The sequence below is a fragment of the Methylobacterium sp. GXF4 genome (genome assembly GCF_000272495.1).
Taxonomy (GTDB): domain Bacteria; phylum Pseudomonadota; class Alphaproteobacteria; order Rhizobiales; family Beijerinckiaceae; genus Methylobacterium; species Methylobacterium brachiatum.
This window is the reverse complement of sequence record NZ_AKFK01000003.1, coordinates 35,301-56,650: the sequence shown is the minus strand read 5'-3', so window position 1 is coordinate 56,650 and position 21,350 is coordinate 35,301. Positions and strand designations below refer to the sequence as shown.

Annotated in this window: 24 protein-coding genes; 21 read left to right on the top strand and 3 right to left on the bottom strand. The window is 62.1% G+C overall.

The window, feature by feature from the left end:
* Window positions 1-385 precede the first annotated feature (385 nt).
* Both WYO_RS31915 and WYO_RS00955 read left to right on the top strand, forming a co-directional pair.
* On the top strand, window positions 386-1,009 hold the full coding sequence (locus WYO_RS31915; RefSeq protein ID WP_007557935.1) for a hypothetical protein: 624 nt from the start codon (window positions 386-388) through the stop codon (window positions 1,007-1,009).
* Between the two features lie 118 nt (window positions 1,010-1,127).
* Window positions 1,128-2,861 carry a hypothetical protein gene (locus WYO_RS00955; protein WP_007557933.1) on the top strand — a complete coding sequence of 578 codons (1,734 nt, stop codon included), beginning with the start codon at window positions 1,128-1,130 and terminating at the stop codon, window positions 2,859-2,861.
* 3 nt (window positions 2,862-2,864) lie between these two features.
* Here the strand turns inward: WYO_RS00955 and WYO_RS00950 are convergent, their stop codons facing one another.
* Genes WYO_RS00950 through WYO_RS00945 form a run of 3 tightly spaced genes read right to left on the bottom strand, consistent with a single transcriptional unit; the run spans window position 2,865 to window position 5,137 of the window.
* On the bottom strand, window positions 2,865-4,340 hold the full coding sequence (locus WYO_RS00950) for a hypothetical protein (RefSeq protein WP_007557931.1): 1,476 nt from the start codon (window positions 4,338-4,340) through the stop codon (window positions 2,865-2,867).
* A complete protein-coding gene (locus WYO_RS30585; protein WP_128754897.1) occupies window positions 4,340-4,582 on the bottom strand; it encodes a hypothetical protein in 243 nt (80 codons plus the stop codon). Before WYO_RS30585 ends, WYO_RS00950 begins: the two co-directional genes overlap by 1 nt.
* A gap of 33 nt (window positions 4,583-4,615) precedes the next feature.
* Window positions 4,616-5,137, bottom strand: coding sequence for a hypothetical protein (locus tag WYO_RS00945; RefSeq protein WP_128754896.1), 522 nt, complete (start codon window positions 5,135-5,137; stop codon window positions 4,616-4,618).
* Between the two features lie 117 nt (window positions 5,138-5,254).
* Between WYO_RS00945 and WYO_RS00940 the strand changes: the two genes are divergently transcribed.
* The 19 genes from WYO_RS00940 (at window position 5,255) to WYO_RS00855 (ending at window position 21,348) form a co-directional block, all read left to right on the top strand.
* Window positions 5,255-7,345, top strand: a complete 2,091-nt coding sequence (locus tag WYO_RS00940) for a hemophilus-specific protein (protein WP_244424018.1) — start codon at window positions 5,255-5,257, stop codon at window positions 7,343-7,345.
* Between the two features lie 27 nt (window positions 7,346-7,372).
* Window positions 7,373-7,621 carry a DUF6321 domain-containing protein gene (locus tag WYO_RS00935; RefSeq protein WP_007557925.1) on the top strand — a complete coding sequence of 83 codons (249 nt, stop codon included), beginning with the start codon at window positions 7,373-7,375 and terminating at the stop codon, window positions 7,619-7,621.
* Window positions 7,618-8,133 (top strand): hypothetical protein, encoded by a 516-nt coding sequence (locus tag WYO_RS00930; protein WP_007557923.1) that lies wholly within the window; start codon window positions 7,618-7,620, stop codon window positions 8,131-8,133. The genes WYO_RS00935 and WYO_RS00930 overlap by 4 nt, the downstream gene beginning before the upstream one ends.
* Before the next feature lie 129 nt (window positions 8,134-8,262).
* Window positions 8,263-8,541 carry a hypothetical protein gene (locus tag WYO_RS32060; RefSeq protein ID WP_165486532.1) on the top strand — a complete coding sequence of 93 codons (279 nt, stop codon included), beginning with the start codon at window positions 8,263-8,265 and terminating at the stop codon, window positions 8,539-8,541.
* 698 nt (window positions 8,542-9,239) lie between these two features.
* Complete coding sequence (locus WYO_RS00915) at window positions 9,240-9,542, top strand: hypothetical protein (protein WP_007557917.1); 303 nt, start codon at window positions 9,240-9,242, stop codon at window positions 9,540-9,542.
* A 175-nt stretch (window positions 9,543-9,717) separates the two neighbouring features.
* Window positions 9,718-10,005, top strand: coding sequence for a hypothetical protein (locus WYO_RS30580; protein WP_128754894.1), 288 nt, complete (start codon window positions 9,718-9,720; stop codon window positions 10,003-10,005).
* The gene (locus tag WYO_RS00905; RefSeq protein ID WP_007557911.1) at window positions 9,996-11,087 is read left to right on the top strand and encodes a hypothetical protein; all 1,092 of its coding nucleotides are present in this window, start codon (window positions 9,996-9,998) and stop codon (window positions 11,085-11,087) included. The genes WYO_RS30580 and WYO_RS00905 overlap by 10 nt, the downstream gene beginning before the upstream one ends.
* A gap of 69 nt (window positions 11,088-11,156) precedes the next feature.
* The gene (locus WYO_RS00900) at window positions 11,157-12,134 is read left to right on the top strand and encodes a hypothetical protein (RefSeq protein WP_007557909.1); all 978 of its coding nucleotides are present in this window, start codon (window positions 11,157-11,159) and stop codon (window positions 12,132-12,134) included.
* Window positions 12,135-12,201: 67 nt separating this feature from the next.
* On the top strand, window positions 12,202-12,549 hold the full coding sequence (locus WYO_RS00895) for a hypothetical protein (protein ID WP_007557907.1): 348 nt from the start codon (window positions 12,202-12,204) through the stop codon (window positions 12,547-12,549).
* Window positions 12,546-13,466 carry a hypothetical protein gene (locus WYO_RS00890; RefSeq protein ID WP_007557905.1) on the top strand — a complete coding sequence of 307 codons (921 nt, stop codon included), beginning with the start codon at window positions 12,546-12,548 and terminating at the stop codon, window positions 13,464-13,466. The genes WYO_RS00895 and WYO_RS00890 overlap by 4 nt, the downstream gene beginning before the upstream one ends.
* The gene (locus tag WYO_RS00885; RefSeq protein WP_007557902.1) at window positions 13,463-14,443 is read left to right on the top strand and encodes a hypothetical protein; all 981 of its coding nucleotides are present in this window, start codon (window positions 13,463-13,465) and stop codon (window positions 14,441-14,443) included. The genes WYO_RS00890 and WYO_RS00885 overlap by 4 nt, the downstream gene beginning before the upstream one ends.
* Before the next feature lie 8 nt (window positions 14,444-14,451).
* Window positions 14,452-15,168 (top strand): hypothetical protein, encoded by a 717-nt coding sequence (locus tag WYO_RS00880; RefSeq protein ID WP_007557900.1) that lies wholly within the window; start codon window positions 14,452-14,454, stop codon window positions 15,166-15,168.
* Between the two features lies 1 nt (window position 15,169).
* Entirely contained in the window at window positions 15,170-15,697 is a 528-nt protein-coding gene (locus WYO_RS00875; protein WP_007557898.1) for a 3TM-type holin, read from the top strand.
* 42 nt (window positions 15,698-15,739) lie between these two features.
* Window positions 15,740-16,216, top strand: a complete 477-nt coding sequence (locus WYO_RS00870; protein WP_007557895.1) for a hypothetical protein — start codon at window positions 15,740-15,742, stop codon at window positions 16,214-16,216.
* 22 nt (window positions 16,217-16,238) lie between these two features.
* Complete coding sequence (locus WYO_RS00865) at window positions 16,239-17,018, top strand: hypothetical protein (protein WP_007557893.1); 780 nt, start codon at window positions 16,239-16,241, stop codon at window positions 17,016-17,018.
* A gap of 38 nt (window positions 17,019-17,056) precedes the next feature.
* Window positions 17,057-18,811 (top strand): hypothetical protein, encoded by a 1,755-nt coding sequence (locus tag WYO_RS00860; protein ID WP_007557891.1) that lies wholly within the window; start codon window positions 17,057-17,059, stop codon window positions 18,809-18,811.
* Window positions 18,811-19,749 carry a hypothetical protein gene (locus WYO_RS30575; RefSeq protein WP_007557889.1) on the top strand — a complete coding sequence of 313 codons (939 nt, stop codon included), beginning with the start codon at window positions 18,811-18,813 and terminating at the stop codon, window positions 19,747-19,749. Before WYO_RS00860 ends, WYO_RS30575 begins: the two co-directional genes overlap by 1 nt.
* Entirely contained in the window at window positions 19,746-20,237 is a 492-nt protein-coding gene (locus WYO_RS30570; RefSeq protein WP_007557887.1) for a GNAT family N-acetyltransferase, read from the top strand. Before WYO_RS30575 ends, WYO_RS30570 begins: the two co-directional genes overlap by 4 nt.
* Window positions 20,206-21,348 (top strand): hypothetical protein, encoded by a 1,143-nt coding sequence (locus tag WYO_RS00855; protein WP_007557885.1) that lies wholly within the window; start codon window positions 20,206-20,208, stop codon window positions 21,346-21,348. The genes WYO_RS30570 and WYO_RS00855 overlap by 32 nt, the downstream gene beginning before the upstream one ends.
* Window positions 21,349-21,350 lie beyond the last annotated feature (2 nt).

Here is a 21,350-nt window from a genome sequence, read left to right as displayed (position 1 = left end):
CCTTCAGCATGTTCTCGCAGGATCTATATTTATCAAGCACTTAACCGAAAGGTGCGGGACTTTCACCCTCGTTGACTTCATTGAGGTTTCTTCCCGGAGTCCCGCACCTTTCCAGCCCGCCCACTGCACAGTTGTTCCGCGGAACATCATCGGCTAGTCTGCGGTTCTCTTGAAGCCTGAACTACAGCGGAAGGTGAGCAATGCGCACCCGACTGTTCGGTCGCAAACTCACTGATTGGATCGAGATGACATCCCTGCGATGTGCCATGGTTTTCGCACTGATCTGGGTGGCGTTCTTCGCCTTCCTCACGTCGTGCATCCCCGATGATCCGCCGAATGTTCAGGGCCACAACTTTGATCACTCCAGCTACACGGTAGGCCACTGATGACGCGCTCCCTGCCCATTCTTGTCCTCGACTTCGACGGGGTGCTCCACTCCTACACCTCAGGCTGGAAGGGGGCCGATATCGTCATTGACCCACCAGTGCCGGGCGCCAAAGAGTTCATCCAGGCCGCTGTGAAGAAGTTTGAGGTAGCGGTGGTGTCGTCACGCTCCCACGAGCCCGGAGGCGCAGAGGCGATGGCTCGGTGGATGGCCGAGTATTTTGAGGGAGTGCTGGTCTATAATGCCATTGGTGGTGAGCACCGTGTCATGTTCGATGGGGGCAGCATCCGCTTCCCGATGCACAAGCCGCCGGCCTTCGTCACCATTGACGACCGTGCCATCCAGTTCACGGGTGAGTGGCCGGACGTGGATGGGCTTCTGGCGTTCAAGCCCTGGAACAAGAAGGACGGTATCGAGAAGGGCCACATGCCCCTAGGCGACGCCCAGGACCCGCCTGTGGACCTAATGGCCCTGGAGGCAGCTCTGGACATCTGGAAGGCGGTGCCGGAGCTGCTGGAGCGCTCCAGGCCACAGGCGGTCAGCCGCATCCAGCTCCGCATCGAGAGCGCCATCAAGGCCGCTTTGGATCGGCATGAAGCACTGGGATGCCGACGCACCCGCTAATCTTGTTCCTGGAACAACAGAACGAACACTGGCCCGTGGCAACCCCGCGGGCCTTTCTATTTGTTCCGCGGAACATCTTGGGGTATATGTTCCAGGAACAACTTCGGAGGTTGCCGGAATGCGCAAGTCTTTGTTCTTAGTTCCGCTGTTGCTGGCGACCAACGCGCTGGCTTTTGATGCGACGAAAGCACCACGTTACCCGTCGCCGGACATGTACCGGCCGAACGTGGACAGCATCATCCTGAAAGGTGATGTCTCGTCTGGAAACGTGTCGGGAATGAGCGTTGCGCCATCCGACGGCCGTGGCGTCGGGACGCTTGATAAACTGATCGGCCAGACAGCGATCCGGTTCTACCCTGAGAACTTCGGGGCCAACGTCGGTAAGGGCGGGGATGACTACGGCGCGATCAACGCGGCGATCAACGCGGCCAAGCCCGCGCGCGGTAACGTCGTTCTGCGCGGAACCTACCGCACGAGTGCGTGCATCAAGATCGACGCCAACGTCACGGTGACGTTCGAAGGGGCCAAGCTCAACGGCACGGCTGACACCTGCGCGCTCGCGGTTGGGCAGTACGGCCGCCTGGACGGATGGGGTGATATTGCTGTCGGTGGCTCGTCCGCATTCACGCACGGGGCAATCGAGATCGACGGTGCGGATGCGATCAGCGACCTGCAAATCACCGGGTCGATCCGGCTCGCGAATGTTTCCGGGCAGCGCACCGGCGACGGACTTCGCATGTCCGCCCAGACGTCGTTCGCTAACCGGATTAATTACGCGCGTATCTCCCTTGGGGAGATCAAGAACTTCAACACGGGTGCACGTCTGTCTGCGACGGGGCAGGCGTTCGTCAACTCGAATTATATCTACGTGGGATCGATCTTCGACTGTGTGCAGGGTGTCGTCACGGAGGTAGATGCGGCAACTGCCGGTGTGGCGTTCAATTTCTTCGAAGGTTCTATTCAGCCTGAGGCATCCGCGACTCGCGCTCTCGTGCTTGGCGGACAGGGTAATCAGGTCAACATGATGATCTGGGATTGGCAGACCACCTCCAGCCCAGGGACTGCAATTACGTTCAGCTCCGGTTCGCGCAACAACCGCGTGCGCTCACCCATTGGCATGGATCTCGTGGAGGATCGTTCGGGCGCCTTTAAGATCGAAGCCAACGTCGTGGAAGATTGGTCCAGTGCATCGCCATCCATGCGCTCGACAATGCCCTGGTCGTTGCGCTGGCAGGCATTCGCGGGCAGCCAGGACGACATGCTGGCGTTCGCCGATAAGCGTTACACCGTCACGCAGACAGCGGGCTCGCCGCCTGTGGATGGTGCGCTCTCCTCGGTGTTCGACCTCGACGGGTCGAACAACGCGACGTGGAACGCCTCGTCCACTTACCCGGTATCGATCGAGGTGAACTTCAACGCGGCTCCGCCGACGTACCTGCTCGGCCTCGGGGCGAGCTTCGACTTTGCCGGCATACCGTCAAATGTCGCGCTGGAAACCTTTGACGGCACGACATGGACTACGCGGCGTAGCTTCGCCAACAATGGCCGAGCCCAGGTGTCGTGGCAGCCAACTAACTTCGCTGTGAACGTCAAGAAGGTGCGGCTTACTTTTTCCGGCCCGCCATCGGCTGGCTCTATCTACCTGTCACGGTTCTTCGGGTTCGGGACGGTCAAGGACGGCGGTGGCGCTTATCGTCCCGTGTTCAGCGATGCGCCACTGATCTTTCGCGATGGTGGTCAGCCGGTGCCCGCGCCGATCCCCGGATACGTGCAGATCTACCGAGACCCATCAACGTACAAGTTCATGCTGATGGAAGGCAACGGCACTTTACACGCGCTCGCGTTCCAGTAAGTTTCAAGTCCAAGCACCAACGGGCATCCGGCGTCTCACAGCGCCGGATGCCTTTCTGTTTGCGAAGAGCTGTGTGGTCAGGTACTCGCCAAGGCCGCTGTTCGTCGCTAGGCACACATACTGGAGCGCGTCCACCACGTCCGACCATGGGTTCTTCTTCTCGGGCAACGGCGCTAGGTTGCCGTTGCGGCGCTTGGCGTAACGATACTCGATGGAGAGGGCACGCACGAGCGTGGGGCAGCCCTGCTCATCTATGAGGATGCCGGGGTCTTCACCGACGTTATGGAGGAAGTGGCTCTCCACTGCGGCCAGCCGCTTGTCGATGGCGTTCGATGGTGCGGGGTAGGCCCGGTAGTTCTCCTTGTTTAGGTAGTCGAACGGGCTCTCATCGAACACCTGGCCGCCGGCCACACCGCTCGGGTCTCCGATGATGTAGAACGGCAGACCGGCGAACCGCGGCGACAGCAGGGCGGGGCGCAGCGAATCCTTGACGTGCTGCTCCAGGCCCATGTTGACCGAGATCAGCTCCTCCAGCACCAACAGTCGGTCGCGACCGTCCTGCTGGCAGATTACCGCGCACGGGTTGCGGCCGAAGTCTTGGCCGATGATCAGCGTCCGGCCGCGCACCGGTTGCAGGCTGCTGACGACGTGGCGGTCCCCGTCGAACGAGTTCACGAACACGGTCTGGCCGGATGGGTCGGCGCCGTACTTGGCGTGGATGTAGCGGTCGCACCAGTCCTTACCCTGACCCGCCGACATTGCGTTGATGTAGTAAGTCCGGCCCTGCGCACGGCGGCGCTCATCGTTGACCGGGAGCTTCAGGGTCTCCTCGGTCTGGAGCAGCCACTCCAGGTTCTCGGCGTCGTCGTCCATGCCGCCCGGCTGGATGAACACCTCGCAGTTCGTCGGCGTCTCCAGCGCCATCAGGCGGTGCCAGTCCGAGCCGCGTGAGGGCATGTTGGTGTCGGCGATGATGCCGTACCAAGTACACCCGCCTTGGGCGCCGGAGGGGTATCGCCCACACCGGCCGGTGATCGCCTGCACCAGGTCGGTAGAGATGTCGATGGCCTCGGACATCCACGCCCCCGTGAGCTGGGACGACAGCAGGCGAGACTGGTCCTCGGCGTCTTCCAGTGGGATCAAAATCCACTCGGAGGCGACACGGGTGCCGTCCGCAAGTTGCATCTTGATGACCACCGTCTTCGCCTGTGCCCGGTACTCATGGATGCCAGCGAGCCATTGCCGGATGTCCTTGAGCACGGTGTCTTCAAGCTGCTTGAGGGTTTTACGCACGATGGCGAACCGGGTGTAGCGCACACCGTCCGGCGCCGGGCGCTGCTCGATGGCGCGGCGCAGCACCTCGAAGATGCAGCCCGTGGTCTTGCCCGAGCCTACCGGCCCGGCGACGATGCGGAAGAATGCGGTCGAACGCATGAACGCCGCCACGGTGGGCGGCGCGTCGAAACGGATCTTGGACATCAGTCGTTACCCAGCATTTTATCGTTGAGCAGTTCGTGTTTGAGCTGTTCCATCGCGCCGATCAGGCGATAGATGTCTTCGCTGCTGCTTGTTGACGTAAAAATTCCGCGCGTACTCAAACAACCGACAAGGCATACCTCGATCAATCGACCTTCTTTTGCCATAGCCAGAGCCTCTTCTAGCTTGGATATGGTTGTGGCGTTCGTTGCAGCATGTGGCTTCAGTTCTCGAATGTTGCTCATGGTGATCCTGCTGTCGCTTGTTCCGCGGAACAATTAAATGTCTTCTGCATCCCGAGAAATCGGCGTGGCGTCAATTGTCACTGCCGGCTTCTGGGCATCCATGTTGATCACGATCTGCACGCCGCCTTCGCCGGAGCCACCGCCTGCGCGCTCGCCGATGCCGCCGCCCTTCATGAAGGTCTTGATTAGTTCGACCTTTGCGGTGGTCAGTCCATCCTTGTAGATCTCGGCGAATAACTGGGGCAGCGCCAGTTCCAGGCCGGTCTCCATCTTCGCCTTGATCCGCGTCGAGGCCGACGAGGTGGCGCCCCAGGCCAGCAGCGCCTCGCGGTAAAGCTGCTGAAAGATGTCCTGCCGGATCAGCTTGTCGAACTCGGTTTGCGTGATGCTGTGGCTACGCAGGATCTGCTCGACGGGCAGGATGTCCATCGCGATCTCGGATGCCAGTGAGACCATCAAACGATGGGACATCCCGCGTGTTTCGATGGCGGTTTCTACAAGCTTGTTGCGCAAATCTGCTTCGATTTGCATCGACGTGGCGGACATCTGGTGCACCTATAGCTTTCCGAACGGTTATCATGTACTAGCTATTCTGGCGAGTGCCGCGCACGCAAATAATCGTAGGGCGTCATCTTGGCCGGCTTACAAGTCAATCGGACATTCGTGCAGTCGATGTCCCCCGCGGAACTCGCGGAGAAGGAAGACCGCGACCGCGACGAGAAATATGGCCAGCCGCTCGATGAGCAAGTGGCTTCTGATCTTGCGAACTACATCAACCGGGTGTGGTACGTGATGCGTGATCACCGCTCGTCGGCGGCCGGGTGGAATCATCGGCTACTGGCGGCGCAGCGTGCGTTCAATCGCGAGTACGACCCGCGCAAGCTCGCCGAGATCCGGGAGTTCTCCGGGTCCGAGGTGTATGCTGGCATCGCGGCTACGAAGTGTCGGGGCGCCACGTCGCTCCTGCGTGAGGTGTACTTGGAGGTGGATCGACCCTGGGGCCTGGACCCGACCCCGGAGCCGTCGCTGCCCCAGTCGATCCAGGAGGCCATCCAGGAGCTGGTGCAGGCCGAGGTGCGCGCCATGGTGGCCCAGGGTGCGGGCATGCCTGACCCCAACACCATCCGTGATCGCCTTCAGGGCCTGGTCAACGAGGCCATCGGCGCCAACAAGCGCAAGGCTCGCGAGCAGGCCGAGCGCGCCGAGGACGCGGTGGACGACTACCTCGTGGAGGGTGGGTTCTACACCGCCCTCGCCGAGTTCCTGAACGACCTCCCGATCTTCCCCTTCGCATGCATCAAGGGGCCGGAGGTGCGCGTCGCCCCACAGATGAAGTGGGTCAAGGGGCCGAACGGTCCCCAGGCGGTGCAGCAGAACAGCGCCAAGATGTTCTGGTCGCGCAAGTCGCCGTTCGACATCTACTGGACGCCGGGCGTGAGCGACATCCGCGACGGTGACGTGATCGAGATCAATCGGTTCACCCGCGCCGACCTCAACGCGCTGATCGGCGTGCCGGGCTACGTCGAGGAGAATATCCGCGGCGTGCTGCGCGACTACGGCACCAGGGGGTGGAAATCGTGGACCGATCCCACCGACAGCGAGCGGGCGCGCGGGGAGAACCGTGAGAGCCCGAGCACGAACAATTCCGGGATCATCGATTGCGTGGAGTTTCACGGCTCGGTCCAAGGCAAGCTGCTCCGGGACTGGGGCTTTGATGAAGACGACGTGCCCGACGAAGATCTGGATTACTTTATCCAGGCGTGGCTGATCGGCCGCTATGTCATCAAGGCGCAGATCCACCCGAGCCCGCGCAAGCGCGCACCATACTTCATCACCTCGTTCGAGAAGGTGCCGGGCACTCCGGTCGGCAACGCGCTGCCCGATATCCTGGGCGACCTCCAGGATGTCGGCAACGCGATCCTGCGCGCCACCGTCAACAACATGTCGATGTCTTCCGGCCCCCAGGTCATGATTAATGATGATCGGATCGAGGGCGGCGGGGACAACGACGACATCTATCCGTGGAAACGCTGGCACTATCGGGACAACCCGATGAATCGCGGCGCGTCTGCCATGCCTCCGGTCGGGTTCTTCCAGCCGCAGGACAACTCGCCCCAGTACTTCGTGAACTACGAGAAGATCTCGCAGATGGCCGACGAGCTGTCGGCCATCCCGCGCTACGTGACGGGCTCCGACCGCATGGGCGGTGCCGGTCGTACCGCGTCGGGTCTGGCGATGCTCATGGGCAACGCCAACAAGATCCTGAAGAACGTCTGTGCCAACATCGACCGCGATGTCATGGAGCCTCTGATCCAGATGCTCTACGACTTCCTGCTGCTCACCGACACGTCCGGTCTGTTCCAGGGCGACGAGACGATCCGTGTCGAGGGCGTCCAGGTCGCGGTGCAGCGTGAGACCAACCGGCAGCGCCAGATGGAACTGTTGCAGGGAACGAACAACCCGACCGACTTCGGCATCATGGGGCCGCTCGGCCGGCGTGCGTTGCTCTACAGCGTGGCCAAGGATGTCGGCCTGCCCGGCGAGGAGATCGTGCCCACGGTCGAGGAGCTTCAGGACCGGCTCACCAAGCAGGCCCAGGCTGCCCAGGCGCAGGCGCAGGCGGCGCAGGCGCAGCAGATCGAGCAGGAGGGCGAGCGCTCGCTACCCGGCCCTGGTGGGGCTCCCCAGGGCGGCACAGCGCCTGTTGGGCCAAACACCGATCTCGGTCAGCCAGAGAGCGCAGCGGTTCGTGGCATGGTGTGAGTTGTTCCGCGGAACAGGGAGGGCGGTATGGCGGGAGCGTGGACACGGAAGGAGGGCAAGAACCCGGCGGGTGGCCTGAACGCCAAGGGTCGCGCGTCGGCCAAGCGTGAGGGGATGAACCTGAAGCCACCGGTCAAGAAGGCCAAGAACGATGCGGAGCGCGGGCGGCAGAAGTCGTTCTGTGCCCGCATGAAAGGCATGCCGGGTCCGATGGAGGACGAGAAGGGCAGGCCGACTCGCAAGGCACTGTCACTCAAGGCATGGAGCTGCAAATGAAGGCTCGTGATCTCGCAGGGCTCGCTGCATCCGTTGGGTTAGCTCTCGGCATTGTCGGAACCGGACTTCTGCCTTCTGCGCGCGCACAGGTGGCGAACACCTGGCAACGTGTGCTCGTCGTGCCATTCCAGCGCGTCGAGAAGACGTTTTCGTTCCCAGTCACGACAACGTCGCAGACGTACATGATCACGCAGCCCGCTGAGGCTGAGAGTTATCGTGGCAACAATGCGTGTGCTGCGGACATCGTGATCTCATCGGTGCCAGCAACGGCACCGGTCACGACTGAGCCCGTCGTGTATAATGGCGAGACGATCCCGAACGTCTTGCGTGTGACCTCGCCGACTGGACAGGTTAATCAGTTCGAGGACACGTTCTATTTCGCGCGCACCGGCCGTGCACTGGCGAGCGTGCCGAATCCGATGCAGGGGTCGACCCGATACGTGTCGATCATGGCGCTGTTCGATCCAGGAGCGCCCTGCCTGTTCCGACTGAACTATGGGGGTGGGAGCTGATGCGTCGGTTTCTGGCACTCGCGCTCTGCGTAGCGCTCGCTGCGGCGCCAGCCCTTGCCGAGGACGAGGGCGCACCAGGCATGGGCCTTACAGGTCCGGCCGGACCTGCCGGTCCCACAGGGGAGAAAGGTGAGCGAGGCGATGCAGGATCACAAGGTGAGCGCGGACCCGCTGGAGATGTGGGGCCAGCAGGTGCTCCGGGTGCAGACGGCCGCCCTGGCGCTGTCGGACCATCTGGTCCTGCTGGGCCTCGTGGCGCAGACGGCGTGGCTGGGCCTGCTGGTCCCGCCGGACCTCAAGGAATTGCCGGCACAGCGGGCGCGGCGGGACCAGCGGGCAAGGACGGCGCGACTGGTTCGAAGGGGGATACCGGAGCCGCTGGCCCGGCAGGGGCTCAAGGTGCTGTAGGCGCGAAGGGAGACAAGGGCGATGTCGGACCCACTGGTCCTAGTGGCCCTTCTGGGCCCGCTGGCAGTCCTGGGCCTGCTGGTGTTGCTGGTTCAGATGGTTCGTTGGGACCGGCGGGTCCTACTGGCGCAAAAGGCGATACTGGGCCCGCCGGCCCGCCGGGACTGAAAGGCGACACGGGTGCCACAGGTGCCACAGGAGCAACCGGCGCGACCGGCGCCAAGGGTGCGCAAGGCGATGTCGGCCCTGCTGGTGCAACTGGCCCGGCTGGACCCACCGGCCCCGCAGGCGCAACCGGTCCGAAAGGCGAAACCGGCACCCAAGGCGCGACCGGGCCAGCCGGGGCCGCCGGCGCAACCGGTCCGCAGGGGCCGCAAGGCGTAGCCGGCGCAACCGGTCCTGCTGGCACCCCGAAACGCATCGAGCGCTACACCGCCGCTGCCAACGCCAGCGGTGTCGCAACGTTCGCGTGGTCTGCCTGCACCAGCGCAGCCGATGTCGATGTCATCACCGGGTGGGTCACGATCAATGGCCTCGTCCAGATGGTGACAGGCGCTGTAGCCACCCAGAGTTTGTCCGGTGCCACGGCCAACGTGAAGGTGTCGCAAGGCACCCTGGCGTTGACCGCGAGCCCGTTCACCACCGCTCCGCAAGGCACGAACCTCACCGTGCGGATGATGTGCAATTAGGAGAGCACGATGAAATCCATGAAGAACAAGTCGAAAGGTGTGCGTGCCGGTATCTCGATCCCGACCGGTGGCAAGGCCCCTGTGGGGCACACCGCCCGCACCGGGGCGCAGGCTCCCGGCGTGACCGGGGTGAAGAAGTCCGGTGGCGACAGCCGGTTCTCGGCCCGGCCCGGTGGCAAGGCCAGCATCGGCAATCAGAAGGTCGGCCCGGCTATGGCTGGTCGCACCCAGCGCGGTGGTGGCAGCGGTAGCTCGACCGGCCCGAAGGGTCGGAAGGGCGCCGGTCAGAACGACGCTGGCAACCCGCTCTAGTGCGGCGTCCTCGCACCACGAAGGTCGTCGCCTCCCGGTCGGTCTCGACCGCGGGGGCGACTTCCGGGTCCAAGCGCAAGGACAAGGATCAGCCCCGCATCAGCTTCGGATCGACCGGCGCCATCGATTACGGCGTCGATAAACCGAAGAAGCCCGCCACGAAGAAGTCTAAGCGATGAGCACAAACACCCAGGTTCACCGAGCGCTGCTAGAGGCAGCCACGAAAATGAAGAAAATAGCCCCACAGGATTGGGGCTATTTTTTACAGGCGTTGTCGGCGTCAGCAGAAATTGACAACGAGAACTTGCTTTCCGCCGAACCGAGCAGCATCTTGCACGCGCAGGGCCGAGCGGTTGCTATGCAGCAGCTCTGCCTTAACTTGGCATCCGCCGAGAGTCAGTTGGAAAAGCTGGCCCACCAAGAAAAGCGTGCTGGTAAACCGAGGGATCAACAATGGCCGTGATCGAGGCAAAGGGTCCAGAATCTCTGGACATGAGTGCGGTGCCCAAGCACCTGCGCGCACGGGCGGCGGCTGCCGACGACGCCCTGAAGAACATGCGTGAGGGTCGGGCACCCGACCAGTCCGCAGAGCAGGCCCAGGAGAGCCAGGAACGCCAGGAGGGCACCGAGCGCCAAGGCGACCAGCGGACGCCGCCACAGACCAGCGCTGAGCCCCCGCGGGGCGAACAGCGTCAGGAGCAGCGCCAGGATGGCAAGCCCGAGGACTGGGAGCAGCGCTACCGTTCGCTCCAGGGTCAATTCGAGCCGCTGCGCGATAGCAACCGCACCCTGCGCCAGGAGAACGACAGCCTGCGCGAGGCTGTCAGCGGCATGGAAGATCGGCTGCGCAGCCTGGAGAGCAACCGTCCCGAGGGTGGGCAACAGGAGCCCAAGGCTTTCGACATCAAGGATGTGCTCTCGGAAGAGGAGCGCAACGACTGGGGCGATGTTGCCGACATCATCGACCGTGCAGTGAAGGCCGCGCAGGCACCGTTGCAGGCCGAGATCAAGCGCTTGACTGGCAAGACCGAGCAGCGCGAGCAGTCCGAGCAGTCCAAGAGCCGCGAGGACATGCACAAGGCACTGGACAAGGACGTGCCGAACTGGGAGGAAATCAACAAAGACCCGGACTTCTACCAGGACTGGCTACTACAGACCGACGAAGCCTCTGGACTTTCGTATTCCAAGTTGTTACAGAACGCCTACAACCGCAACGAAGCCGGGCGTGTAGCGTTCTTCTTCAAGCGGTATCTGTCCGACAAGGGCAGATCCTCGCCAGAGGGCCAGCAGGATCAGGGACAAGGTAGAGCGGCAGCTCCCAAGTCTCTCGACCGTTTTGCGGCGCCGGGCAAGGGCAAGACGGTCGCTGATCCAGGTCGTTCCGGCGACCAGGGAGACGGACGCCGTATCCTACTCTCCGACTATACAAAGTTTCATCACGACAAGGCACTCGGCCGTCTGCGCATGACGACTGCCGAGATCAAGCAGCGCGAAGCTGAACTTGATCAAGCCTACCGCGATGGGACGATCGACCTCAGCAAGTAGTCGCCGGCCCTTAGTTGTTCCGCGGAACAGGAGGTGCCGGTTCAACCCCGGCACCTCTGAGAGGGCACGATGTCGTTTCCGGTCTCCAACACCCCCTATGGTCTGAACGCCGTTTCGCCGAACCCGCCCTATTCCGGGACCTTCATCCCGGAGATCTGGTCGGCGAAACTCCTGGAGAAGTTCTACGCCTCGACCGTGCTCGCTGCGATCAGCAACACGGACTACGAGGGTGAGATCTCCGGGATGGGTGACAAGATCATCATCCGCACCCGTCCGACCCTGACCATCAAGAACTACTCGGCAGATCAGCCGCTGGAGTTCGAGCGTCCGTCCGCGCCCACCGTCAGCCTGCTCATCGACCGCGGCAAGTACTTTGCTGCGATCCTCGATGACGTGATGAAGAAGCAGATGGACATTGATGTCATCGGCATGTGGACCGATGATGCGTCCCAGCAGATGAAGCTCACGGTAGACCGTGACATGCTGCTGTACCTGCTCGGCAAGGCGAGCGTGGACAACCGCGGTGCGGTGGCTGGCGCGATCTCGCACTCGCTCAACCTGGGCGCGACCGGCGCTCCGGTGAACCTCGCCGCCCGCAACCCCGGCGTGGGTGAGGTGGACGTGATCGAGTACATCTGCCGTATGGGGCAGGTGCTGGACGAGCAGAACATCCCGGAGGAGGGCCGCTGGATCGTGGCGCCGTCGTGGTTCGGCTCTTACATCAAGCAGTCGGACCTGCGGAACGCCGGCCTGTCGGGCGACAGTGTGTCCACGCTGCGCAACGGCAAGCTCGGGATGATCGATCGGTTCACGATCTACATCTCGAACCTGCTGCCGACCAGCGCCACCGCCACCGGCCAGCTCGCGGCGGGCGAGTTCCCGGTCTTCGCCGGGCACCGCCACTCCACCACGTTCGCCTCGCAGATCACCGAGATGGAGACCATCCGCTCGGAGAGCACGTTCGGCGATATCGTCCGTGGGCTCAACGTCTACGGTTTCAAGGTGCTGGACGCGACGTGCCTCGTGCAGGGCGTCGTCACCCAGTAATTGTTCCGGGGAACAATGGGGCCGCCATCCTTCGGGGTGGTGGCCCTCGTGCGTAGGGGAGGGTGCCATGGCTCTTGACGCGACCGCCGACTACATCCGCCTCGCCAGGATTAATCTGAACGACGCGCTCGCACCCTACCGCTATGCCGACACCACGATGCTGGAGGGCTTGCAGCAGGGTGTCGATGACATGCGTCGGCTGCGGCCCGACCTGTTCATAGATGATCCCCATGGCACGCTGACCGTGGTCGGCCCCGGCATCGATCTCCAGGTGGTAGACCGTCAGTACCGCTCGGCACTGCTCGATTACCTCGTGGCCTACTGCGAGCTGACTGACGACGAAGCGGCCAACAACGCGCGCTCGACCTCATTTCGCAGCCTGTTTGCCACTAAGCTCTCCGGGGGTAGCGTATGAGCGCGCTGACCGACAACACCTACAGGCTGCTGCGCGCCCAGGTCACCGGTGCCACCGACCGCATCGTGAAGCTCGCACTGTTCGAGACCGTGAGCGAGGTGTGCCGGCTGTCGCTGAACACCGATCCTCCGACCGATCCGGCGTCGGATTTCACGGCCTGGCTCGATGACGATCAGTGGCTGAAGAACCATACCCTGGTGATCGCCGGCACGCTCGCACGCCTTTACGCGATGCCGAAGCGACCCTGGTCTGACATCGATACTGCACGGGTCAACAAGGAGCAGTACGACACGCTGCTGTCTTACGCCCGTGCGGACGCCGCGGAGGCGCCCAGCATCGACCCAAGCGCGCGGTTGCTTGGGTCGATCCGCTCACGTCTGCCGGGGGCCAAGGACAGCCAGACGCGGCTTGCCCTGTTCGACATGCTTCAGGATGCCTGTCAGCGCGGGCGGATCTGGACGGAGGTGGTGCCATTCCGCCTTGTGCCAGGCAAGCAGATGTTCAGCATATCGCAGCCTGGTGCGCGGATCGTCATGCTGATCAATGCCCAGCATCCGACGCTCGGTATGGAAGCGATCCAGTACTCCGAAGAGAAGGTCGCGATCCGCACTGACATCGCGACGCTCGACCCAGCAGACTATCTGTATCTAACGCTGGCTCTCGCACCTTCGCTCGATGTCGATCTGGAAAATCCGCAGATGTGGATGCCGGCTGATATCTTCTCGAGCAAGTACACTTTGCTGCTCCATGGTGTGCTTGGTGCCATGATGTTGCAAACAGCAAAACCCTATAGTAATACGTCACTCGGTCAGTACCACACGCAGATCTACAGCAGAGAACTCAATTCTGCTCCGCTGACGGATCGTGATGGAGGATTACCGACCCGGCAACGTTGGCGATTTCCGAGGTTCGCATGAGCGCAGGTGTCGGTTATCGCCAGAGGGCGATTGAGAGCGCAGCCGCGCTGATCCCCGGATACCTCACGGAATACTCCCGGCTGATCGACAACGGGATGGTGTTCAAGTGGGATGCTTCCGGCCCGTTGGCCGGGATGGATCAGTTCGCCAACGCCCTGCCTGAGTTCACCTACCTGGCGCTCGATGATCAGCCGGTGCGCTCGTACATCAAGCGTAGTCGGCCAGGCGTGCGCCCAGTCATCTGGGACAAAGGTCCGGCCATGCCGGACTTCACGCTTCAGCAGTTCCTGGACAGCGAGGCGGCAGCTACGCAGTCGGCGGCAGCTTCAGCGCTGTCCGCGGTACAGTCACAGACTTTCGCGACCAATTCGGCGCGCTCCGCGACATCCGCTGCGCAGTCCCTGGCGCAGGCGCAGCAAGTCGTCGCTGCCGCAGAGGACCGGGTGATCGCTGCGGGTCGGGAGACCTTGGCCCTCACCCAGCAGGTGCTTAACCAGGCCCGACAGGTCGTCGCACAGGCAGAGAACCGCGTCCTTGCTGCCGCACGGCAGACATTGGACGCCGCGCAGCAGGCTGCACAGTTCGCTTCGTACTCGGAGAACGCAGCTCGTGGTTCTGCTCGGCAGGCGGCGTTCTACGCGGCACAGGCTGTTGCCCTCATCGGTGTGCAGCATCCTGCCCCGACCCAGCAGGCACTCGCGCTGCTTCTGCAATCCGTGATGGCGCTCCTGCCGACCGAAATCCCGTCTGGTAACGGGGTGCCGTGGCTCAACAACGGCGTGTTGTCGTTCACGCCTATGACCGATGCCCAGAAGGCTGCGGCCATCGCGGCAGCGAACAACGTGGATCAGAGCCAGCTCAATCCAGTGTCCGTGATGACCCTGCTCCAGGGCATGGCCGCTGTCGTGCCGACTGATGCCCCCGATAATGCGGGTCAGCCTTGGTACGACAACGGCACCCTCGCATTCACAGCTTGAGGATCGCCATGGATCGCACCGTGCCGGCAGGCGCTGCGCTGCTGCTCAACTTCATCGCTGGGTTTGAAGCGCCGAAGGGCTACGATACTGTCTATGCCAACAAGATGGCACAGATGCCGAAGCCGCTGACCAGCATGACGCTCGACGCGGTGATAGCGGATGGGTCGCGCCGCACGAAGGCGTTTGGTTCGTCCGCCTGCGGGCGCTACCAGTTCATGACTGCGACGCTTCAGGATTTGCGTAAGCAAATGGTACTGATGGGCACGGACCTGTTCACGCCTGATTTCCAGGACCGGCTGGCAATGCAGCTCCTGCTGCGACGCGGCTATGACAAGTTCATGGCCGGCAAGATGACCATCACGGCGTTCGGACTGGCCATCGCCCAGGAGTGGGCCTCGTTCCCGGTGCTGACCGCGTGCAAGGGCGCCACCCGCCAGCTCGTGCGTGGCCAGAGCTACTATGCTGGCGATGGCCTCAACAAGGCGTTGGTGAAGCCCGAGGCCGTCGAGGCGGCACTGCGCAACGCCTTCGCGACCAATACGGTCGAGGTGGCGCTGGGCGGCTCGGTCGCCCCAGCCCCGGTGATCCCGAAGGCGCCTGTCGTGGTCGCACCGCCCGCGCCACCCATCGTGATCGTTCCGGTCACAGTGGACACGCGCAACCTGTGGCAGCGGATGGCGGATCGTCTCCGCGCCGCATTCCCGCCGAACCAGAAGGACGCCTGAGATGGCCAGCGGAGCCGGCAGCTTCATCGGGAGCATCATCGGGGGCGCAGTGACCGGGGGCATCGGCCCGGCCATAGGGGCGGCCATGCCGTCCATCGCAGACACGGCCAAGATCCTCGTTGACCGCCTCGTGCCCGATCCGAACGCCAAGGCTGCGGCCCAGGCCGATGTCGAGCAGGCCCTGGCGGCGCGTGAGATCGCAGTAGTCAACGCGACCATGGAGATCGCCAAGGCGCAGTCCCAGGTCAACCTGGCCGAGGCGACTGGCAACGACCGGTTCTCGGCGCGGTGGCGCCCATCAGTCGGATGGATCTGCGCTGCCGGGTTTGGCTACCAGTTCGTCCTGGCGCCGATCCTGACTTGGGGCACCAATCTCGCTGGCGTGATGATCGGTGCCGCGATCCCGCCGGCACCCACCCTGTCGATCAACGACCTGATGGTGGTCTTGACCGGCATTCTCGGGCTCGGAGCCCTTCGCACCACGGAGCGTGTTCAGGGCGTGCCCGGCGCCCTGCCGCCGGTTAAATAGCACACCGGAACATTTGTTCCGCGGAACAAGCAAGGGCGTGTCGTGGATTCCGTACAAACGTGGCTCACCGTCGTCACATCGTTGTTCGGGCTCAGCGGCACGCTCATCGGTGTGATCTCGTTCATCTACAAGCGCGGGGAGACTGACGCCGCCTCCACGAAGTCGCTGGCTGGCCTCAAGGATGATGTCGGCAAGCTGGAGAAAATGCTTAAGGAAGCGGCGAGCGAGCGACAGGAACAGTTCAAGGAACTGGAGATCAAGCTCGACAAACGCATCCTCGACAGTGACGCGCGGTTCCGTGAAGTCGATCAGAAGATCGCCGCGTTACAGGGTGGGATAAACCTGCTCCGCGACCAGCGTGGCGAGGATCGTCAATACCTTCTTGAACACTATATGAAGGTTGACGATATCGATAAGATCGAAACTCGCGTCCTTCAGAACCAGAAGAGCATAATCGAAGCGGTCCAGAAGCTGGAGACCAAGTTGGACCGTGTGCTCGAACATGGTATTGTGAAGTAGATACCGCACAGGAGTGCTTGACATGTCATCCATCGAAGGCCTGAAAGATCACGAGCACGCACATCTGTCCAAGAAGATGCGTGACAAGCTGGCGGCCGAGCGCGGTGCCGGTCAGAAGGCTGTCGGCATGGCCGAACAGCAGTTGGCCTACAATACCAAGGCCCAGGAAGGCGCCCGCGAGGCGGCTCGTCTGGAGGCCGAGGAGTTGGCCAAGGCCCGCGCCGACGCCCGTCAGGAGACCGCTGACAAGGCTGCCGAGCAGCAGGCTGTCAACGCCAAGGTGAACCTGGAGAAGGAGATCCAGGATGAGCACGAGAACGTCCACGGTCGCCATGCCCCGGTGCACCCCGCGGTCGTCGGCATGGCCGCCGATCTCGTGAAGCAGCGCACCGAGCAGGCCAAGGCCGTGGGCCTGCGCGAGGAGAGCACGTTCATCGGGCACCCGGAGGCGTCCGAGGCGCAGGCCGACGCCTCCCAGGCCAACGCCGAGAATGAAGTGCAGGACCGCGCCAAGGCCGACAACTACGAAGCTGCCGGCACCTATCAGGGTCACACCGACGAAGTGGCTCCGGCTACGCACGACGAGTGGGGCAACCCCATCGGCGATCAGACTGAGGAGGGAGAGCAGGCCGAGGCGTTCGGTGGCGAGCGCCAGACCGAGAACGGTCAGCCGGAGCATGTAGACGAACCGAACGCTGCCGATTTGATGGCCGGTGTCGGCGAGCCCGAGCAGCCCAAGCGCAAGCGCGGCCGTCCGCCGGCCACCCCCCGTGCTGTCGGTGACGGCCCCGTCTCTGAGTAAGTTGTTCCCGGAACAACTCTAGTAAAAGGACCGCGGCGTTGGTCGGCATCCTCATCAAGGACTTTACGGGCTGCACACCTAAACTCGACGTGCGCTCGCTGCCGGACAACGCCGCGGCTAAATCGGTCAACCAGCGCCCGAATACTGGCGGGCTGGAGCCAGTGCGGTACCCCGACCCGGTGAAGGCCGTAGCTGGCACCACCCGGTTCGTGTATCGCATCCCGATACCGGATGCTTATGCGGTCAACCTGACACAAGGGTATTGGTGGGAGTTTACCGACCAAGACACCGATGTTGTTCGGAGTCCCACGGTCAACGATAGCTTTGAGCGGTATTACTACTGCTCCCCGACCACTGGCCTTCGCATGACCACGAAGGCCGACATTATCGCGGGCAATGGTCAGTCGGCCAGCCACGCGATTGGTGTGCCACGGCCTACGCAAACGCCAGTCGTCTCACCCGACACGACCAACGCTCAGCGTGAGCCCGCCGAGGACACCAACGACGACGGTGTTATCGACGGCAACGATGCTCCTGGTGACTTCATCGCGGAAGTCTTGACCAGATCGTATGTCGTCACGTTCATCAACCAGTATGGCGAAGAGAGCGGGCCGAGCCCCGCAGCCGAGGCGACGGCGCCGACCGATGCTGTGTGGAACATCTCGAACATCCCCCAGCCGGTGGTGTTCGACCGCGACTATTCCCCGATCAAGACCGTCCGTATCTACCGAACCGTGACTGCCACAAGTGGCGCCACGGTGTTCAACTTTGTCGTTGACCTACCGATCGGCACCACGTCCTACGCGGACACGCAGGACGACCTTGTTGTCTCCGGAACAACTGAGCTGGATACCACCAACACCGACCCGCCACCGCTCGGGCTGCAAGGGCTCGCGTTGATGCCCAATGGCATCATGGTCGCTTTCAAAGGCAACAACCTCTACATCAGTGACAACTTCAAGCCTTGGTCCTGGCCGGTCGCGTATCAGCTCACGGTGCAGCATTACATCATCGGCCTCGCGGTCATCGGCAACACCTGCATCGTTTGCACGTCGAGCAACCCGTGCTCGCTGACAGGCTCTACGGGGGCAACGATGGCCCTCACCCAGAATGCTGCCCCGTTGCCTTGCTACAGCCGCCAGAGCATCGCTGTGGCTCCTGAGGGGGTGTACTGGGCGTCTTACAGTGGCCTGGTGCTCTACACCCTCTCAGGTGCCAAGATCGTGTCTGACGAAGTGATCGGACGCACCGCCTGGGCAACCCAGTTCAACCCCGAAACCATCGATGCCGTGTTTGCCTATGGCATGTATTTCGGCAGGCAGAAACAGAACGTTCCGGGCAGTGTACCCGTGACTTCCGTTGAGATAGGTTTTGGCATTGGTAACGACTGCACGGTCAATTATGACGACCTTGCTGATACATCCGCATGTGGGCTCGACTTTGCTTCGGGCAAGCCGTGGATCATCAAAGGTGGAATGATCTACGAATGGATGCCTTCGGGAACGCTGTTGAAAACTGTCATCTGGACATCGAAGCAGTTCCAGACACAGAAGCCGCTCAACTTCGGCGCGATCCAAGCATATTATGACACCAGCGTCGAACTTGCAGGTTTGCATGTTCGCGTCTTTGGCAACAACGGTGTGCTCAGATTTGAAGGCGACCTCGCGGATCGACAAGTCCGACGCATGCCGGGTTCATTCAAGGACGATATCTGGCAAGTCGAGATCACCAGCAACACCGTTGTGCATCGGCTTGCGCTCGGGCAAACCATCGATGACCTGAAGAACGTCTGATGGCTGCAACTAAGGACTACACGTTCACCACCGTTCCTGAGGCTGGTGCAGATGTGGATTCACTGTTGCAAACAGTGAATGCGCTGCGGCAGAACGTTCAGACCTTGGTCGGGCAACGGAACACCAGCACGCCGAGCGTCACCGACCAGGTGAAGGCCGCCGGTACGAGTGTGCAGCGTCTGGAAAAGCAGTACACCGAAAACGGTCAGTCCACGGCAAAGATCATTGACGAGGTAAAGGCAAACGCGGACGGGATCAGCGCGAAGGGCAAGCTGAAGTTCATCGCGACTGCTGGACCGCAGGGATACTACGCCGAGTACAAGCTTGCGTTGAAAGCCGGCAATGCAGTCGCCGGCTTTTCTGTGCTGGCAAAGCGAAATGCCGATGGCACGTTCTCGTCTGCCATATCTTTTACCGCCAACCAATTTCAGCTCTACGACCCGACGCTGGACAATGGGCAGGCTGTCGGCCCGACTCAGGTGTTCGCGTATATGGGTGGGGTGTTCCGGTTTAATGTTCCGGTTGAAGTGTTGGGCGAACAGCTTGAAATCGCCGGTGTTACAAATAGTGTTTTGGTTACGGATGATCGAGATAATACTCCGCAACTCGAAGCTCAGATTACGACGCGAAACCATGCGCAAATGGATATTTATGCCCAGTTCGATGGCCAGCCTGACAAAGGATATCCAGTATCGGCCGGTACTAAACTATTAAGTCTTGAGCGGACGAACCCTGATGGCTCTGTAACACTGCTGCGGAACACTCGCGTTCAGTTCTTCACCGTAAGGGCAGATGATGGTGCCCAGATTTATTTTTCACAAACGCATCTGATGTTCAGGGATACACCCAGCCCCGGTGTTAACGTCTACCGCCTGAAGATGATCAACGGTGAACCGCAAGGCCCACTGATCTTGAATGTAATTGAGCGACACCGATGATCCTTGACCGTATCCACATCGGTGACGACCATGCACTCGACGCCGGCCGGCGGATCATGGCCCTGGCCGGCGGTGCCGTGTTCAACCCGGAGGGTGAGCGGTGCATCGCCCGGTTCGTGGACGGCAGTTTCGTCGGTGGTATTGTGTACTCAAATGCCACACAGGCGTCCTTGCAGATGCACGTTGCCGGGGTTCGTCGGGGTTGGCTGAATCGTGATCTGCTTTGGGTTGCGTTCGACTTCCCATTCAACCAGCTCGGCATGCGCAAGGTATTTGCTTCGATCCGCGCATCCAATACCGAAGCTCTGCGTTTCAATGCCAGCCTTGGTTTCAAGGATGAAGCAATACTTAAAGACGTTTTTCCCGAAGGTGACATGGTAATACGGTCGATGTATAAGGCCGATTGCCGTTTCCTTAACATTGTCGCCCGAACAATACGAAGCCGCGGAGTTAGTCATGGGCAAACAGAAAGCACCTGCGGCTCCTAACTATGCGCCGATCATCGCGGCGCAGACGCAGGCTGCTACGTCGGCGCAGAACTTGGCGACCCAGCAGCAGCAGTGGGCCACGGGGCAATATGCTGCCGACCGTGCCAACACCGACAAAGTGGTGGCTACGACGCTTGAACAGCAAGGCGCGCTGAACACCAATGCAGCGGCCGACCGGGCGCGATACGACACGACGTACCAGCCGCTGGAATACGAGTTCATCCAGAACGCGCAGAAGTATTCTGACCCTACGCAGATCAACAGTCGAGCAGCGGCATCGGCTGGCGACGTGTCGCAGCAGTTCGACGTGGCGCGCGCCAATGCCCAACGCCAGCTTGAAGCATATGGTGTGGACCCGACGCAGACGCGCGCTGCTGCTCTCGATCTGGGCACCCGCACTCAGGAGGCCGCCGCTCGGGCCAGCGCCATGAACGTGTCGCGCCGCCAGGATGCCGTCACAGGGCAGCAGATGCTCGGACAGGCGATCCAGCAGGGCAACACCACTGCCAACCGTGGCCTCCAGGAGACCCAGCTCGGGCTCCAGGCCGGTAGCTCTGCGGTCAGCAACGACCTGGCAACCACGGCGTCTGGTGCCAGCACTATGGGGACTGGCACTCAGTTCACCAGCCTTGCCAACGGCTCCCTGGCGGGTGCCGCCAACACGACCAATCAGCAGTACTCAAACAGGCTGGACGAGTACAAAGCCAACCAGGCGTCTAGTTCCGGCCTGGGGAGCATTCTCGGCACCGTAGCCGGTATGGGCCTGAAATCTTACGACAGCGGCGGGCGGATCGGCACGGCCATCGCTGGGCTGTTCGATGAAGGCGGCACGGTGCCGACCGACGACGAGATGCATGCTGGCATCCGGGTCACGCGCGACATGTCGCCCTCCGGTGGCGCTATGACCGACGATGTGCCCGCACGCCTCAACGCGGGTGAGTTCGTGCTGCCCGCTGACACCGTGCGCTGGGTGGGTGAGAAACATCTTCAACAGCTCATCAGGAAGTCCGGTGAGGAGCGCAGCCAGGCCGGTGCGAAGCCCCGGATGCAGGCTCTCCCGATCCAAAGACCCCAGGTCGATACGACCGGCGCTCTCGACGTGATGAGGTAATC